The sequence below is a fragment of the Bacteroides congonensis genome (assembly GCF_900130125.1).
In the GTDB taxonomy this organism is placed as follows: Bacteria; Bacteroidota; Bacteroidia; order Bacteroidales; family Bacteroidaceae; genus Bacteroides; species Bacteroides congonensis.
The window spans coordinates 767,862-782,232 of the sequence record NZ_FQXY01000011.1 but is presented as its reverse complement, the minus strand read 5'-3'; the positions used below and the strand labels follow the sequence as shown (position 1 = coordinate 782,232).

The window sequence follows — 14,371 nt, the reverse complement described above, 5'->3', positions numbered from 1 at the left end:
CGCATTTTTACCTTCATTCCGCAACTTTATATATTTCTTGTAAGATGTAAACTGTTAATGCAAAATAGGAAGACGAAAGAGGAGCCTACATTCCGATGCGGATGTTGGCATTTTTAACTAATTCCAGGCAATCTCATTTGGAAAGAATATAATAAGGAGCCATTTCAGACAACGTGAAACAACCATGTAAGAACCTGTTTTATTTTCTTCAAGAAGGTTCTATTTTATCGTTTACTCACCAAGACAGTGTTTTCCTGTGAGTTTATACGGATCTGCACAGTCCCCATTTGGTTGAGCATCGATAAGGTTGTTTTCAAGTTGTCCGAACGTTTGGCCCAGAAAGTGAATCGATATTGTTTGATGTCTTCGTCTTTGAAAACGATTGTAGTGTTGTACCATCTTCCTAAAACTTTCATGAGACTTAGCAAGTCGGTCTGTTCGAAATAAAACAAATCTTCTTTCCAGGCTGTAAATTCATAAGGGTTCACTTTTTTAATAGTCATTTTGGAGTCAGAGTCATATTCGGCGTCCTGACCGGGCAGAAGAATCTCTTTTTGAAGAGACAGCGTATCTGTCAGAAGTACTTTCCCTTCGATTAAAGTAACATGTTTTTTTTCGTCGGTGTAAGAACGGATGTTAAACTCGGTTCCCAGTGCGCGCGTAGTGTTGGCATGATGTTTTACGATGAAGGGACATTTGGCGTTGGCAGCTACTTTGAAATAAGCTTCACCTTCCAAATGTACAGTACGCGTAGAATCGGTAAATTGTGAGGGATAGCTTAAACGGCTCTCGGCGTTCAACCATACTTTTGTGCTATCGTCGAGTATTACTTGGATGCTTTTACCGCGTGGGGTAGTGAGAGTGAGTAATTCTGTAGCCTGTGTGTGTGAAGTCTGTGTATAGTCAAGAACATGAGTATGGATAGCTGTCGTTTTCCCTTTTTGGGTAGACAGGATAATAGGACGTGACTTGTTTTCCGAGTAGGTGATTATGGTTGTTTTCGGTTGGTCGATGACATCGGCCAAAGATATTTGGGTTTCAATGTCTTGCGATTCTAGTTTAGATTTTTTTTTCATCTGATATAGGCCGACGGACAGAACAAGCAGTAAAGATGCTGCGACTCCCACGAACGTCCAATAGTATCTGATTCGTTTTTGCCTATTTTTCCGTTTTACCCGTTCCCATTGAAGATCTATGTCCGGAATGTTTGCCGGAAGAAGAAGACGGCGTTCCGCTTCGCGATATGCGAGCAGTTCATCAAACAAGTCTCTATTGGCCTGGCTTTGAGCCAGCCATTGCTTTAACTCTTCCGATGGCTGAACTTCGGGGGTTGATAATGCGTAGACTACAAAGTCCGGTATGTTCTCTATTGGATTCATATGCTGGCTGTCTTTTTTTATTATAAATCGTTTTTTTAGTACTCAAAGGGTGATATAGTTAGTTCTTTTTTGAATATTATTAATACTTATTCGTTGTTTTTTTTACGTAACAACGCCAAGGCTCTTTTAATATGCGTTTTTACAGTGTTGATACTTATTTGGTTTTCATCAGCTACTTCTTTGTAAGTCCTTCCTTTTATAAAGCACTCGTTGAAAATATGATGCGTTTGCGGAGGAAGATGCTGTATGTTTTCCATAATCTGTTCGATTTTCTGTTCTTGCCTGATTGTCTCCACTATCGAATCAGTATATATGTCGGATGGTAGGAGAAGATTGAACTTTTTTTGCTCAGCTTCTTTTTTGCGTAGATAGTTTACACAAAAGTTCCGTGTTAGAGTATACAAAAAGGGAAGGGGAGAATCGTCCCAGGTCAATTGGTCGTATTTCTCCCAAAGGTAGCAAAACACATCATTAGTAATGTCGGCGGCACATTCTGTATCATTTATGTACCGAAGCGCGTAGTAGAAGAGTTGCTTATAATACGTTTTGAATAAAGTTTCGTAGTCTTTTTCCATTTGTTTTCTCATCTTATTCTTCTACCCGGCTTACCTGCTTGATATTCTGTTTTTTCAGATTGTTACAAATTGTCTTTACGTTACCCACATCATATACCCACAATTGCATCATTCCTTCAAAACTGCCGTCACCGATTTCATTAATCAGCTTACGGATATTAACATTGAGTTGTCTCGAAATAACTTGAGTTACTTCATTCTTGGCGTTGTGTAGCTTGCGAAGCTTTTCGATAACGATTTCTTCCAAGCGGATTTCCTTTTTCTTCAAGAATTCGCCGAGAAGTTCTTCAGCATTTTTTTGGGGTGCCTTTGATTCTTTGCGCAGAATGGTGGCCATTTTGGCACGGTCGGTCGTTGCATCTTTGGGGATCAGATTATCCATAATTGTTATCCTTTCACTTGCTTACTTTTGCAAAAATAAGCAAAATTCCGAATGGAACAAACGGGATACCGTTTATTTGTATATTTTCAGAAAAGAGTTATAACAAGGTGAAAGCCTTGCAATATCTTTTGGTCATCTCCTTTGAAGCCAAAGCATTCTTTGAAAAGACACGGATATCATCGCTGTCCGCCGAAAAGATTGTCTATAGCCAAGAGCAACGGAAAGAAACAAAGGAAAAGATATCTAGAACAATTATGTGCTGATAACAATCCATTAATCGGGGAATACACCATTCAAAGAATAGATGGAACCAACTTCACCTATCAATTCCATAATAATGAAGGAAAAGAAACGTTTAGCGTGAAAGTTGCATTCTTTGTCAATGAGAAAAAAATGTTTTATATACAATTTCTTCACTTCAAAAAAATAAGATACTATGAAAAAAGACCCTTATTGCGGAGAAGATGTTCGGAATTGTCAGACCACCGATAAAGCAATCATACGTATATTCCCTTCAAAAATAACATATTCAAGATTTACACTATAGAATTTCTATTTCCTCTTTAGATAAGCCGGTTGCTCCGATAATTAACTCTATTGAAGTTCCTGATGACTTTAAGTAACGGGCTACTTCTATGGCTTTCTTTTTCTCTCCTTCTTCTCTTCCTTTCTCCCGCCCTTTCTCCATTCCTTCTTCCCTACCTTTCTTTTCCGCCGTAGATATGACACTATACCAGTCACGGAAATTTTTCAAACTGTCCCAGTACTCACTCAGTTCAGTCTTGGTAAACTTTGCAATTTCTGCAGTTTCAAAAAGGCGGTCAAAAACTCTGTTCTGCAATGCTCTCGGACGTTCAAGCAAAGAGGCAAGATTACGCAGAACAAACAACCACTTGTCAAACATGCTCTCCAACTCATCCTCGGTCTTATTGAATTTGGGCATCTCAAGATAAACAAAGGTAAGTTTGTCATAGAAAACCTTGTGTGTATAAAGGTCTACAAGCTTCACCTCATGATGGAAATACTCCTCATCAGAATTGTCAAAGGAGAAATTCAGGATACCTACCACATAGACAGCTTTCAACTCATAATCCCATTCCCCACGTTTAGCCTGTTCACGAATAGGGAAAGTGGAATAAAAGACACTGCGGTCCTTAAAGAACTGCTGCTCGCCACGCTGCATCTCAACCAAGAACTTCTCACCCTTCTCATTTTCACAATATACATCAAATACGGCCCGACGGTCATATTCCTGCGTTCCAAGATGTTCCGCATTAAGATAAGTGACATCCTTGATTACCTCCTCTTTGAATAAGAGTGCATTTAAAAAACTAATCAACAATTCCTTATTCATTACTGTACCAAAAAGCAACTTGAATCCGAAATCGGTATATGGATTCACATATTTATCCTGTATTCCTTCCGTTCCCATGTTTTTTCCTTTTTTATAGTTTGAAATGCCAATCCAGCCCTTCGTATAACCAATATATGTACCTCTCTTTGAAATGCCTTAATAGCCTTTCAAAGCGTTATGTACAAAAGTAGCAATAATCAGATAAAATCAAGCGGAAAAAGATGATTTTAACGCAAGTTCTAGATAAGAATTCATTTTGCCCCATGTTATCAGGGCATTTCCCTTCATTGTGAAATTATTTTTAATTATAAAATTTCAGATAGGAGATTAAGACAATCGCATCAAAACTCCAAGTTCCAAACTGCATTCCAAAGCAAACAATTCAAAACTTAACGAACTACTATATATATAAACGATACTGCGAATATACCCCTTGCAGAATCTTACGTAATCCATTGTTTGCAGCGAATAAAGCAGTAGACAAAATTTCTCCAATTGCTCCATTATCTGTCACTACAGCTACCTGTCCAACACCTTCCACCAATTTTCCATCCTGAGGAGAAACTATATGCCGACGACAGGGAGAGTCATTACCGGAAGTAGTAAGGCATTCATTATAAAGCAGTATATCATTAATTTTCCATCCCAACCCTGCCGGATGGTTTCCTAAAGCAAGAACAGAACTGTTACCCATATTTATCAATGCATTTTTTATCATAGCTTCATTCAATATGCCTCTAATGATATCTAAAGCATATCCTTTGAGGAAACCGGACAAATTAATGACAACTCCTTGTTGTGAGAAATAGACACTACGATCTTTGGCTGACAAATGAACGCAATGAATGGTAGTTTGATTATAATTCTCCGAATGAGTTGTGACATCGAAACACCCCAAAGTTTTACGGTTGTACTCCAAACATACAGCAATCATCGAATAAAGTTCTTCACTAAGAACAACCGGAGCAACGGAAGCTCTCTGATTGAGCAAAGACAGTTCACTATCTGATGCATAAAAGTTTGCCGTTTTTTCCAGTCGGCACAATGCATCATAAATACAATTAATCACAGACAGTAATTCTCTTTCGGTTTTCCGACTATACAAGACAATGTCCACCCGTGTATGCATGGAAACAAACCAAGCATAGAGCAATACATCACCATCATGTGACGATCTGTACAAATATTGAATAGCAGTCTGCATCATAGAATAAGGTAATACTTATTTATAAATAATTAATAGAGGGTGGAGTTCGTCCACCCTCACAATAATAGCATTCTCTTATTTCAGCTCTTTAATCTTCACATTCTTGAACCATACCTCGTCTCCATGGTCTTGCAGAAGGATATTTCCTTCCTCTGCATTGCCGAAGTCAGACCAGTCCTTATACTTACTGTATGCCACCAATGCATTCCACATATCGTTGTTGCGGTCGTATTCAATCAGCTTCACGCCGTTCAGCCAGTGTTCCACGTGATTGCCTTTTACGATGATGGTAGCCGTATTGAACTCTTTCATCTTGAAAGGTTTGTCTTTCGGAGCCGGGATGAGATCGTACAACGAACCCAGTTTTCTGTTGCCTTTCACACCTAATTTGGCATCAGGATGCTTTTGGTCATCAAGTATTTGAAACTCACATCCGACGGCAGAACCTTCACCTTTATTCAGATCCGGATTTACGAAATATTTGATTCCGCTATTGGCACCTTCAGTAATCTTAAAGTCTACTTTCAGGATGAAGTTCTTGTATTTGCGGGTCGTCACAATGTCGCCGCCGTTGGCAGATTCTGCACCGTCACTCTTTACTACCTTTAATAGTCCGTTCTCTATCTTCCATCCGTTGGCAGGGAATGAAGAAATCTTGGCGCCGCGCCAGCCTTCGGTCGTCTTACCGTCCCACAGGAGCGCCCAACCCTCTTTTGCTTCGCGCGGAGAGAGGGTGTTGGCAATCAGATTCACCTCCGGTACCTCCGGCGTTTCCGGTGTCTGATAACGTTCTACGTCCTTTGTGCAGATACGGATGTTTTTCCAACCGATTGTTTTTCCTTCCTTCTTCTTATCATTGCCGATAGAATGCACTTGCAGCGCAATGAAACCTTCCGGAGTCAAGTCGTCCCAGATATTGGCACAAGGAATTCCGTTTATCCAAGTGCGGATAGAGTTACCGATTGCTTCGATACGAGCTTTATTCCATGCGTTGTTCTTAAAAGCGGTCTGTGCCGACGGGTTCAGCGTCAGGGGATAGAGCCAGCCCCGGCGTGCTTCGTCATAGATACCGCCCGACCAAGCACGCTTGGAAGGATCGATTTCAAACTGATACCCGTGTACGCGTCCTTTGCGATACTCTTTCTTGCTTTCGCTGCGGAACTGTACGCCGGAATTCAGGTTGTCGTCTACCTTGAATTCAAATTCGAGGATAAAGTCGCCGTAGTTCCTGGTGGTTGCCAGGAAAGTATTGGGAGTGTTAGTCCTGGAAATGCCTATAATGGCACCATTTTCAATCTTATACTCAGCTTTGCCGTTCAGTTTCTTCCATCCTTTCAGGTTCTTGCCATTGAAAAGAGGTTCCCAGTTCTGTGCGCCTAATGAGGCTGCACAACATAAAAGTAAAGTCAATACTATATTTTTCTTCATAATCATTTTATTTTTAATGTGAATTCGATATAACTTCGCCTGCATAGTTTCCTCTCCTCCTTCCTGAAGGAGGAGAATGAAAAGACTGTTTTCTATTTATAATTTATAGAATTCATCCCAGCCTTTGCGCGGCGGAACTCCCGTCAGCATGGCATTGGCGAAACTGTTGTTCGTGATCTGCTTCGTGCGGGGATCGAAGAACAACTGTGTGTTCAGTCGTTGAGCCATCACACCCAGTGAGAAGACTTGGCTCAGCACACCGTTAATCTCAAACGGCGAGCGCGTCTTTTCAATGCCTTGACATGCCAGCAGGAAGTTCTTGAAGTGGTTGGACGGGCTTTTCGGCACTTCGGGCAACTTGCCTGCCATCTCTGTGGCTTTCTCTTCGGGGATGATGGACAGCGTGCTGCCGTGGCTGCCACCTTTGAATATCAAATCTTTCGTATAGATAATCTTTCCCGGATTTAATTTGGCTTTCGGAGTATTGCCCTGATTGGTGGCCGGAATATTCGGATCCAGTCCTGAGACTCCATAACCGGCAGGAATCGGAGGAAGATTGTCCAGACCGTCATACCAGGTGACATCTACCGGTGGCATCCCCTTGCGCTGCGGGAAGCGGAAAAGAATCGTGGAAGAATACGGGAAGAAATAGTCGTTATGCCCTTTGGCATATTGCATGGTGATTTCGTAGGGCAATCCCAGTTCCAGGAATTCGTGGGCGGTATCAAGGATGTGCGCTCCCCAATCGCCCAATGCACCCATACCAAAATCGTACCAGCAACGCCATTGCCCCAAGTGATAGTCTTTGTTGTACTCGTGGTAGGGGACGGCTCCGAGCCAGGTGTCCCAGTCCAGGTCTTTCGGAAGTTGTTGTCCCGAAGGAAGCTTATAGATATTCGTATCCCACTTATGCCAACGGCGCGGGTTGTTCATGTGGGCGGTGATGGCAGTAACGTCCTTGATGATACCTGCATCCATCCAAGCCTTGAACTGGAAATAGTTGGCTTCGGAGTGACCTTGGTTTCCTACTTGCGTCACCAGGTTCGGACGTTTACGCGCGGCTTGCATCAACAGTTCCGCCTCGTAGAAGGTGCGTGCCAGCGGTTTCTCCACATATACGTGCTTTCCGGAGGCCAAAGCCAGCATGCTGATCGGGAAGTGGGAGTGGTCGGGGGTAGCAATCGCTACAGCGTCAAAGTCGTTGCCCGCCTTATCAAACATCTGGCGGAAATCCCTGAACTGCTTTGCTTTCGGATACTTGGCCATGACCTTTTGTGTATGCTTGGCACCCATGTCCACGTCACATAAAGCTGTTACTTCCACCATGCCTGTCCGTTCAAAATCTCCAATGATCTGCTCTCCACGGTTACCGATGCCGATATAGGCAATCTTCACTTTGTCACCGGTTCCTTTTTTAGGTGCAGCGTTCTGTGCATGCAGCAAGTCACCGGTTCCCAATGCCAACCCGGCCGAGGCCATCGACATTGTTTTCAAAAAATCTCTTCGTGTTACCATAAATTATTTATTTTCATTGATATTGATTAAGTTCGTGAACGAGTAAACAGTGCCCGTAGCCCGTAAAACAAGAGACGCAGAATCCCCCAGCAGGCATAAAGCACAAAAGTAAATATTATTATATAAAATATAGACGTTATCATCTCCGTAAACGGTGCATGATAAGCAATAATTGCATAAAGATGCAGCAAATTGGATACTACGAAACAAACGAGTAAAGTTATTAACTCTATTTTCTTACGTCGTACGGTTACAATCGTGTCTTTCATATCGTTTCGGATGTTTTTACAGATTGATGATTCAGATAGTCTATTTTATACTCATCAGGGAAATAAAGCGTCCGCTCTTCTTCCAATGCCTGATGCCCCAACAAGCAGAGCATACTTGCATAATATCCTTCTTCCGCTATGTTTTCAGGTTGTCTCTGTGTGATGACGGCTTCAACGAAAGCCTCGAGCAACAAGGAAGTACCGTCGCTCCTGGGACGTTCTCCGATGATGAATTCTCCTTTGTTTCCGTTAGCGGTTTCCGGTGCCCAGCTTGTTCCGGCAAAAGGCAGGGAATCGAACACCTTGTTTTCCCAATCATTCACCATTTGCAGGAAGGCTGGTGCGGGGGCCACATTCTCAAAGTAATATTTTCCCTTTTCTGGTTCTACCGTGCCGAGATTGCCCATGATCTGTTCTTCCAGTCCATAGAATTTATTGGAAATAACGGAATCAAATGTCATTTTCACCCCGTTATCAAACACATATACACAACTCACATTGTCGTAAACCTCCCTGCCGTCTTTCCAATAAGTGATAGCTCCGTGTCCCATTACCTTTTCGGGTATCTTACGCAAAGCCCAGCTTCCGATCTGAAGCTGGTGGCAAGCGAGTTCCGTCATCAGTCCCTTCGAGAACTCCTTGTAAAGGCGCCAGTTGATGAGGCGTTCCAGATTGGGTGAAGGCACGGGACGTCTCCAGTCCCCGTTCCGGTTCCAGAAAGTACGAATGGCATTTATTTCGCCAAAGGTACCTGCATGGATCATCTCCATTGCTCTGATATAACGGGGATCGAACAGGCGCTGTTGCCCTGTAAAGAAAATCTTTCCCGTACTGCGATGCTTCTGATACATACGGTAACACTCTTCCATCGTGAAACCTATAGTCTTTTCACAGAACACATGCTTGCCTGCATCCAAGGAGTCCATTACGATTTTACAGTGTGTGTTAAGAGGAGTAGCAACAAGCACAGCATCTATCGACTCGTTTTCCAACATTTCCCGATAGTCACCATACACTTTGGCATTGCGAGCAAGTTTCAGTGCTTCTTCAATAGACGGTTTATAAATGTCACATAATGCAACAATATCGACTTTGGGATTTTTCGTCAGAAACCCCATTAAAAACCGTCCTCGGGAACCGGATCCTATAATTGCCAGACGACACTTCTCGTTTGAGGTGTTCACCACCTCCGAAAAAGCAGATAGCCAAGGACTCGCTGCAAGAAGAGTACCAACACTTGTGATACCCAGACTTTTCAAGAATTCCCGCCTGCTAATAGAAACAAAATCTTTCATTTATTACCTTTATATTTATAAAAACAACATTATATCCTCATCATATCCCCACAATTTATTGGGAGTTCCAACTTCCTTTCGTTTGTGTATCCGGACTAAGACTCACCATACCAAACGGACGAGATGCTGAAGCAAAATAAAACCAGCGTGATTTATGCGTATCTACTTGCGGACGTACATATTCTACAGGAGTATGACTACATTGACCAGCAAGCAAAGTTGACACAACAAATTGTGTATAAAGAAATATTATAATACATCTATTTGACATTTTTCACAATATAGGAAAATATTAAAAAAAACGATTCAATGTAACCTATTTTGAAATACAGGAGAAGAAGGTGGTATTCTTCACGACAGAACCGCCTGCCATCTCACCTTGCGGCAAGGCAAAGCTTGCCACAGTCCTGCCACCCTTGTGTGTCAGCGTGACGTTAATCTCTTTCAGATCCACCGACTCACATTGAGGATTGGCAACAGCTACCGTACCTTCCTCCTCGTTCCATACCACCACACTGGGCGCATCGACAGCTATCGAACGGCCGGTGTCTATCACCAACACTCCCGGCTGATAGAACACGGCTTCCGTGATACCCGAATTGCAGTTGCGCACAGCCTGTAGCTTCTCCGTGTTCGAAAGAATCGCGACGGGACACCGACCAGCATAGCTGTCCGCCTCTTTTGAGGAGGTGAGTCCCGGTCTTACAATGTAGGCATACTGTTCACTGACGGGTCTTGCTCCGTGGTCGATGTTGAGGCTGAACAGCCCGTCCCTGCATCCTATCCGGAACTTCGCTTGCGGCTTCAGGTTGAAATAGGCCACCCCTCCGTGCATAACCCAGTCCACGTTGGCGGGCTGAACCTCTTTTTCCACAGCATGGCTTTTGCCTTCCGCTCCATACATCACCTTGCCGTCCATGTTGGTCTGACTTAGCGTGGTGTAAATCGGAGCCTCCCTTTCTTCTGCGTTGATGCCGCTTCCGAGGCACACGTATTCGTCATCAAAGTAGAACCATGCTTTGTGTGCCTTCACTCCGCGACGTTCCAATATCATTCCGCTTGCGCCATACGTCCCGTTGCTGGCACCACCGGCATAGGCGTGCGTGTTTCCCCCATTCTCGCCCCAAAGAGGGACGGGCAGGGGCTTGTCGTCCTGCTCAGCGGTAATGCCCGGAAATTGGCGGACGTTCATCTTCTTGAAGAAGTCTCCGTCATACTCCTTACCTGTGACAAAGAGATAGTTCACTCCATTACTACTGCAATAGTTCAACTCACCGTCTCCGTTTCCCGCCTCATTACCTACAGTGCGGGTGGAAGTCATTCGCGAAGAGGTCATATATCCCGTTCTGCGATGTACCATATAGTCAAACCGCCAAAACATCCGGTTGCCTTCCAGGCTGTTCTCGCCATGAATGCGTTTGGCTACAAGGCGTGTTTCGGGAGAGGCGTTGCTCAATCGGGTTAGCCGTTCCGCCTGGTTCTCCACGTCCTTTACCCCTCTTGTCGAAGAGACGAAACGACCGGTATGGTTGGGGTCGTGATGCTGACTGAAGAATATCCATTGTACCCCGTTTATAAACAACTCTTCTATCAGTTTGGCGCCGGAAGCCTGATATTTCGTGCCATTGCAAAACTCCAGATAATACATCACGGAGTTGACGAACTCTTTCCCGTAATTGGCAAAATAGAGTTGTCTTCCCGAGCCGCTATGCTGGTCGAACAGATAGTCGGCCAAGATGCCGTTTCGCGACTGGATGGTCAGCAGTTCGGACATGATGTCCTTAAATTCAAGCATCTCCTTCTCGTCTCCATTCAAGACAGCAGCGGTAAACGCTCCCATCACAATGTCGGCTCCGTTGGCTCCCTCTTTGCCCAAATGCTTTCTTTCTCCGAACTTGTAGTCATCGTAGAGGTAATCCGTCACCTTCTTTTGTATGGACGAATCTTTCTTGATCTCGTCCGCCATCAGCACCACGCTGGCCGACAGCTCCTTGGGATAGGCAATGGAACGGAACCACCAGTTTTTAGCCCGATGATTTTTCTCTATCCAGAACGAGAGGGCTTTCCAATACTTCGACTTCAGAACTGCGCTATGATAGTATTCATTCTCCGGATGCGTATATGCGGCTGCCAGGCAAGTCATGTTTTTGAGGTGCTGTCTGGGAGCGCCTTCCGTCGAATAGTAATCAATGTCGTTAAAGCTCCCGTCGTCCGAGAGCTTCTTCAATACATTTTCCACACTTTTCGCTGTCGGATTGTGCGAATAGGCGGCAAACATCCTCTTGTGAATGGATTCAAAGTCGGATGGGATATGGGCCTGCGTGGAGCATCCCAAACTTATCACCGCAATAAATAATATATTGAATATTGTTTTCATGCTTTTCCTTCTCTTTATTTTTTCCATTTCTTCCGTTTGTCGGGGTCGTGCATCATCAGCTTATACGTGTCTTGGGGCACTGTTTTCTCCTTTTTGACGTATGTCTTGTTCCCCGAACCGGTGACAAAGAAGCTATCCACCAGCTTGATATCCTCGATAGACGCACCTATCATCACGCTGAACTCCCCAGGTTCCACCACTTTCTCGTTCTTTTGGTTGACAAGTATCAAGTCGTCCGGCACAATACTGAAATTGACGATTTTAGATTCGCCCGGCTGCAGGTGCACACGCTCGAAGCCACGGAGCACCTTCTCATACGCTGTGGTGGAGCTGATGACATCATTGATGTAGAGTTGCACCACCTCGTCGCCTGCCACGTTTCCAGTATTTGTCACACGGCAAGAAACATGCACATTTCCGGTCTTTGTATACACACTGTCCATCTTCATGTCACTGTATGCAAATGTGGTGTACGAGAGACCGTGACCGAAGCAATAGAGCAATCCCGCGACTCCCGCACCGTTGGCTGGCTCGTCGTTGGCTCCCGGCTTACAGGGGATATTTATGGGCAATTGTCCTACGGAGCGCGGCCAAGTGCTGTTAAGCTTGCCGCCCGGATTGTATTCACCCAGCAAGGCTTCGGCAATCGCCATACCGCCTTGTGCTCCGGGATAGGGGGCTGCAAGGATGGCGGAAGCATACCGGTCGGCATAGTTGATGGTGGCGGGGCGTCCCCAAATCAAGACCACAACCACCGGTTTGCCGGTGGCTATCACTGCTTTCAGCAACTCCTCCTGGCGTCCCGGCAAATCCAAGCTGCTACGTGTACGGCTCTCCCCCGATGTGGAGATTCCATCTCCCAACACCAGCACCGCCACATCGTTCCGGTTGACCAAGGCCACCGCCTCGTCGATGCCTTTCTGTTCAGATACCGAAATGGGTTCGGGAAAAATTTCCGTCTTGGGCCATCCCTCATTGACCAAATCCACGCCTAAGGCGTAGTTCACCTCGATGCCCTTGCGCGCTCCCAACTCTTTCAATCCGTCATATACGCTGACAAACTTGTAATCTGCAGGACCATAGTGGGTGGGCACATAATTGCAGGTATTGGCGTTCGGACCAATCAGTGCGATTTTCCGTACATTGTCGGTAAGCGGCAGAGTTTTGTCGTTGTTCTTCAGCAACACCAGGCACTCTCTTGAAGCACGCAATGCGGTCTGGAGATGTTCGTCGCATTTCAACATCTGCTGAGCCTTCTCCGCATCTCCGGTATAGGGATTGTCGAAAAGCCCGATCCAAAACTTCACATACAGCACCTGAGATACCAACTCATCCAGTTTCTCCATCGGAAGACGCCCCTCTCTCACCAATGTGCGGATATGGTTGATGTATATGTCGGGAGCATCGAAGCGGGTACGCACGTTCAGTCCGGCTTCCAACGCCTTTAAGGTAGCCTCTTCGAGGTCTTCACTTACATAGTAGAAGTTGGACAGACGCTCGATGGCGTAGCTGTCGGACACCACATAGCCCTTGAAGCCCATCTCCTTGCGCAGCTTGTTGGTGAGGAACTCATAGCTTCCCGCCATGGGGTCGCCGTTGTAGTCGTTCAACGCACACATCACTCCTAACGCCCCGGCTTCCGCAAAGACTTTACGAAATGGATATTCATGGATGTAATACATCTCTGAGGGGGTGACGTGCGGGTCGGTGCGGGAGAAGTTCTGCCGTGCTCCCTTGCAGTCGCCATAGCCCACAAAGTGCTTGGGCGAGGAAACCACGCGCTGCTCTTGAATTCCCTTTGCCATACCCACGCCCAAACGTGCCACCAGATAGGGGTCTTCGCCGATGCTACCCTCAAAGCGTCCCCAGCGTTGGTCGCGCACCACGTCCAAGATGGGTGCATATACATTGGTATATCCCAACGCGCGCGCCTCTTTCCCCTGCACGGTACCTTGCTGATAAGCCAGCTCCTTGTCCCAGGTGCATCCCAAGGCGTTCATCGACGGGAAACTGGTGGCGTGACGGGCGGCCAGCCCTCTGATTCCTTCGTTGGTGAAATCGACAGGAATGCCCAGGCGGGTATATTCCACAAAGAAGCGTTGGGTTTCGCGGATGGTTTTAGCCATGTCGTATGGGGTCTTGTTCTCCTCAATCTTTTCGTGGGAGATAAACTCGTCGAGATTGCAGATGCCGTCTTTCAGCACCATGTTCATCCACTCGGCTGTGGGCAGGCTGTCTTTCAGGCACTTCTTGTAACCATAGTAAGTGGCCAGTTGGTTCGACTTCTCTTCCATGGTCATCTGTCCCAACAGGTCGGCGATGCGTTTCTCCACCGGCTGTGTCGGGTCTTCGTACACATCTTTCTTTCCGTTCTTATTGAAATCTATCCAACCTTTGTGGTAGATTTTATTCTTGGGAGGATAGATTTTAGTAGATTGTGCACCGACTATGTTGATATTCAATACTAATAGAAAGAAGAATATCAATTTTTTATTCATAGTGAAATTGTTTTTAATTATAAATTTCTATATTAGGAAATAAAGAAAGGGGGAGCTAAAACACTTTAGTCAAAAAAATCTTAACTCCCCTG

The 14,371-nt window shown here is 45.1% G+C and carries 10 protein-coding genes and 2 pseudogenes; all 12 read right to left on the bottom strand.

Features of this window, described 5'->3' with window-relative positions:
* Nucleotides 1–224: 224 nt before the first annotated feature.
* A complete protein-coding gene (locus BQ7997_RS20435; protein ID WP_073347838.1) occupies nucleotides 225–1,379 on the bottom strand; it encodes a FecR family protein in 1,155 nt (384 codons plus the stop codon).
* Between the two features lie 86 nt (nucleotides 1,380–1,465).
* Entirely contained in the window at nucleotides 1,466–1,954 is a 489-nt protein-coding gene (locus BQ7997_RS20430; RefSeq protein ID WP_159436784.1) for an RNA polymerase sigma-70 factor, read from the bottom strand.
* 13 nt (nucleotides 1,955–1,967) lie between these two features.
* Nucleotides 1,968–2,153 (bottom strand): annotated as a pseudogene (locus BQ7997_RS26245) (hypothetical protein); the annotation flags it as partial.
* A 724-nt stretch (nucleotides 2,154–2,877) separates the two neighbouring features.
* Entirely contained in the window at nucleotides 2,878–3,768 is an 891-nt protein-coding gene (locus BQ7997_RS20415; protein ID WP_073347836.1) for an Rpn family recombination-promoting nuclease/putative transposase, read from the bottom strand.
* A 322-nt stretch (nucleotides 3,769–4,090) separates the two neighbouring features.
* The gene (locus tag BQ7997_RS20410; RefSeq protein ID WP_073348482.1) at nucleotides 4,091–4,894 is read right to left on the bottom strand and encodes an FAD:protein FMN transferase; all 804 of its coding nucleotides are present in this window, start codon (nucleotides 4,892–4,894) and stop codon (nucleotides 4,091–4,093) included.
* A 78-nt stretch (nucleotides 4,895–4,972) separates the two neighbouring features.
* Nucleotides 4,973–6,325, bottom strand: a complete 1,353-nt coding sequence (locus BQ7997_RS20405; protein WP_073348481.1) for a 3-keto-disaccharide hydrolase — start codon at nucleotides 6,323–6,325, stop codon at nucleotides 4,973–4,975.
* A gap of 96 nt (nucleotides 6,326–6,421) precedes the next feature.
* Nucleotides 6,422–7,840 carry a Gfo/Idh/MocA family oxidoreductase gene (locus BQ7997_RS20400; RefSeq protein WP_073347835.1) on the bottom strand — a complete coding sequence of 473 codons (1,419 nt, stop codon included), beginning with the start codon at nucleotides 7,838–7,840 and terminating at the stop codon, nucleotides 6,422–6,424.
* A 26-nt stretch (nucleotides 7,841–7,866) separates the two neighbouring features.
* Nucleotides 7,867–8,109 (bottom strand): hypothetical protein, encoded by a 243-nt coding sequence (locus tag BQ7997_RS25940; RefSeq protein WP_073347834.1) that lies wholly within the window; start codon nucleotides 8,107–8,109, stop codon nucleotides 7,867–7,869.
* A complete protein-coding gene (locus BQ7997_RS20390) occupies nucleotides 8,106–9,404 on the bottom strand; it encodes a Gfo/Idh/MocA family protein (protein ID WP_073347833.1) in 1,299 nt (432 codons plus the stop codon). The genes BQ7997_RS25940 and BQ7997_RS20390 overlap by 4 nt, the downstream gene beginning before the upstream one ends.
* Nucleotides 9,405–9,465: 61 nt before the next feature.
* Nucleotides 9,466–9,675, bottom strand: a pseudogene (locus BQ7997_RS26180) (hypothetical protein); the annotation flags it as partial.
* A gap of 45 nt (nucleotides 9,676–9,720) precedes the next feature.
* Nucleotides 9,721–11,781, bottom strand: a complete 2,061-nt coding sequence (locus BQ7997_RS20380) for a polysaccharide lyase family 8 super-sandwich domain-containing protein (protein WP_159436783.1) — start codon at nucleotides 11,779–11,781, stop codon at nucleotides 9,721–9,723.
* A 14-nt stretch (nucleotides 11,782–11,795) separates the two neighbouring features.
* Complete coding sequence (locus tag BQ7997_RS20375) at nucleotides 11,796–14,279, bottom strand: glycoside hydrolase family 3 N-terminal domain-containing protein (RefSeq protein WP_073347830.1); 2,484 nt, start codon at nucleotides 14,277–14,279, stop codon at nucleotides 11,796–11,798.
* Nucleotides 14,280–14,371 lie beyond the last annotated feature (92 nt).

Bases quoted from the DNA above. Each gene is read 5' to 3' on its own strand.
- BQ7997_RS20400 (WP_073347835.1), bottom strand. From the start codon at position 7,840: ATGGTAACACGAAGAGATTTTTTGAAAACAATGTCGATGGCCTCGGCC.
- BQ7997_RS20430 (WP_159436784.1), bottom strand. From the start codon at position 1,954: ATGGAAAAAGACTACGAAACTTTATTCAAAACGTATTATAAGCAACTC.
- BQ7997_RS20380 (WP_159436783.1), bottom strand. From the start codon at position 11,781: ATGAAAACAATATTCAATATATTATTTATTGCGGTGATAAGTTTGGGA.
- BQ7997_RS25940 (WP_073347834.1), bottom strand. From the start codon at position 8,109: ATGAAAGACACGATTGTAACCGTACGACGTAAGAAAATAGAGTTAATA.
- BQ7997_RS20410 (WP_073348482.1), bottom strand. From the start codon at position 4,894: ATGCAGACTGCTATTCAATATTTGTACAGATCGTCACATGATGGTGAT.
- BQ7997_RS20415 (WP_073347836.1), bottom strand. From the start codon at position 3,768: ATGGGAACGGAAGGAATACAGGATAAATATGTGAATCCATATACCGAT.
- BQ7997_RS20375 (WP_073347830.1), bottom strand. From the start codon at position 14,279: ATGAATAAAAAATTGATATTCTTCTTTCTATTAGTATTGAATATCAAC.
- BQ7997_RS20435 (WP_073347838.1), bottom strand. From the start codon at position 1,379: ATGAATCCAATAGAGAACATACCGGACTTTGTAGTCTACGCATTATCA.
- BQ7997_RS20405 (WP_073348481.1), bottom strand. From the start codon at position 6,325: ATGAAGAAAAATATAGTATTGACTTTACTTTTATGTTGTGCAGCCTCA.
- BQ7997_RS20390 (WP_073347833.1), bottom strand. From the start codon at position 9,404: ATGAAAGATTTTGTTTCTATTAGCAGGCGGGAATTCTTGAAAAGTCTG.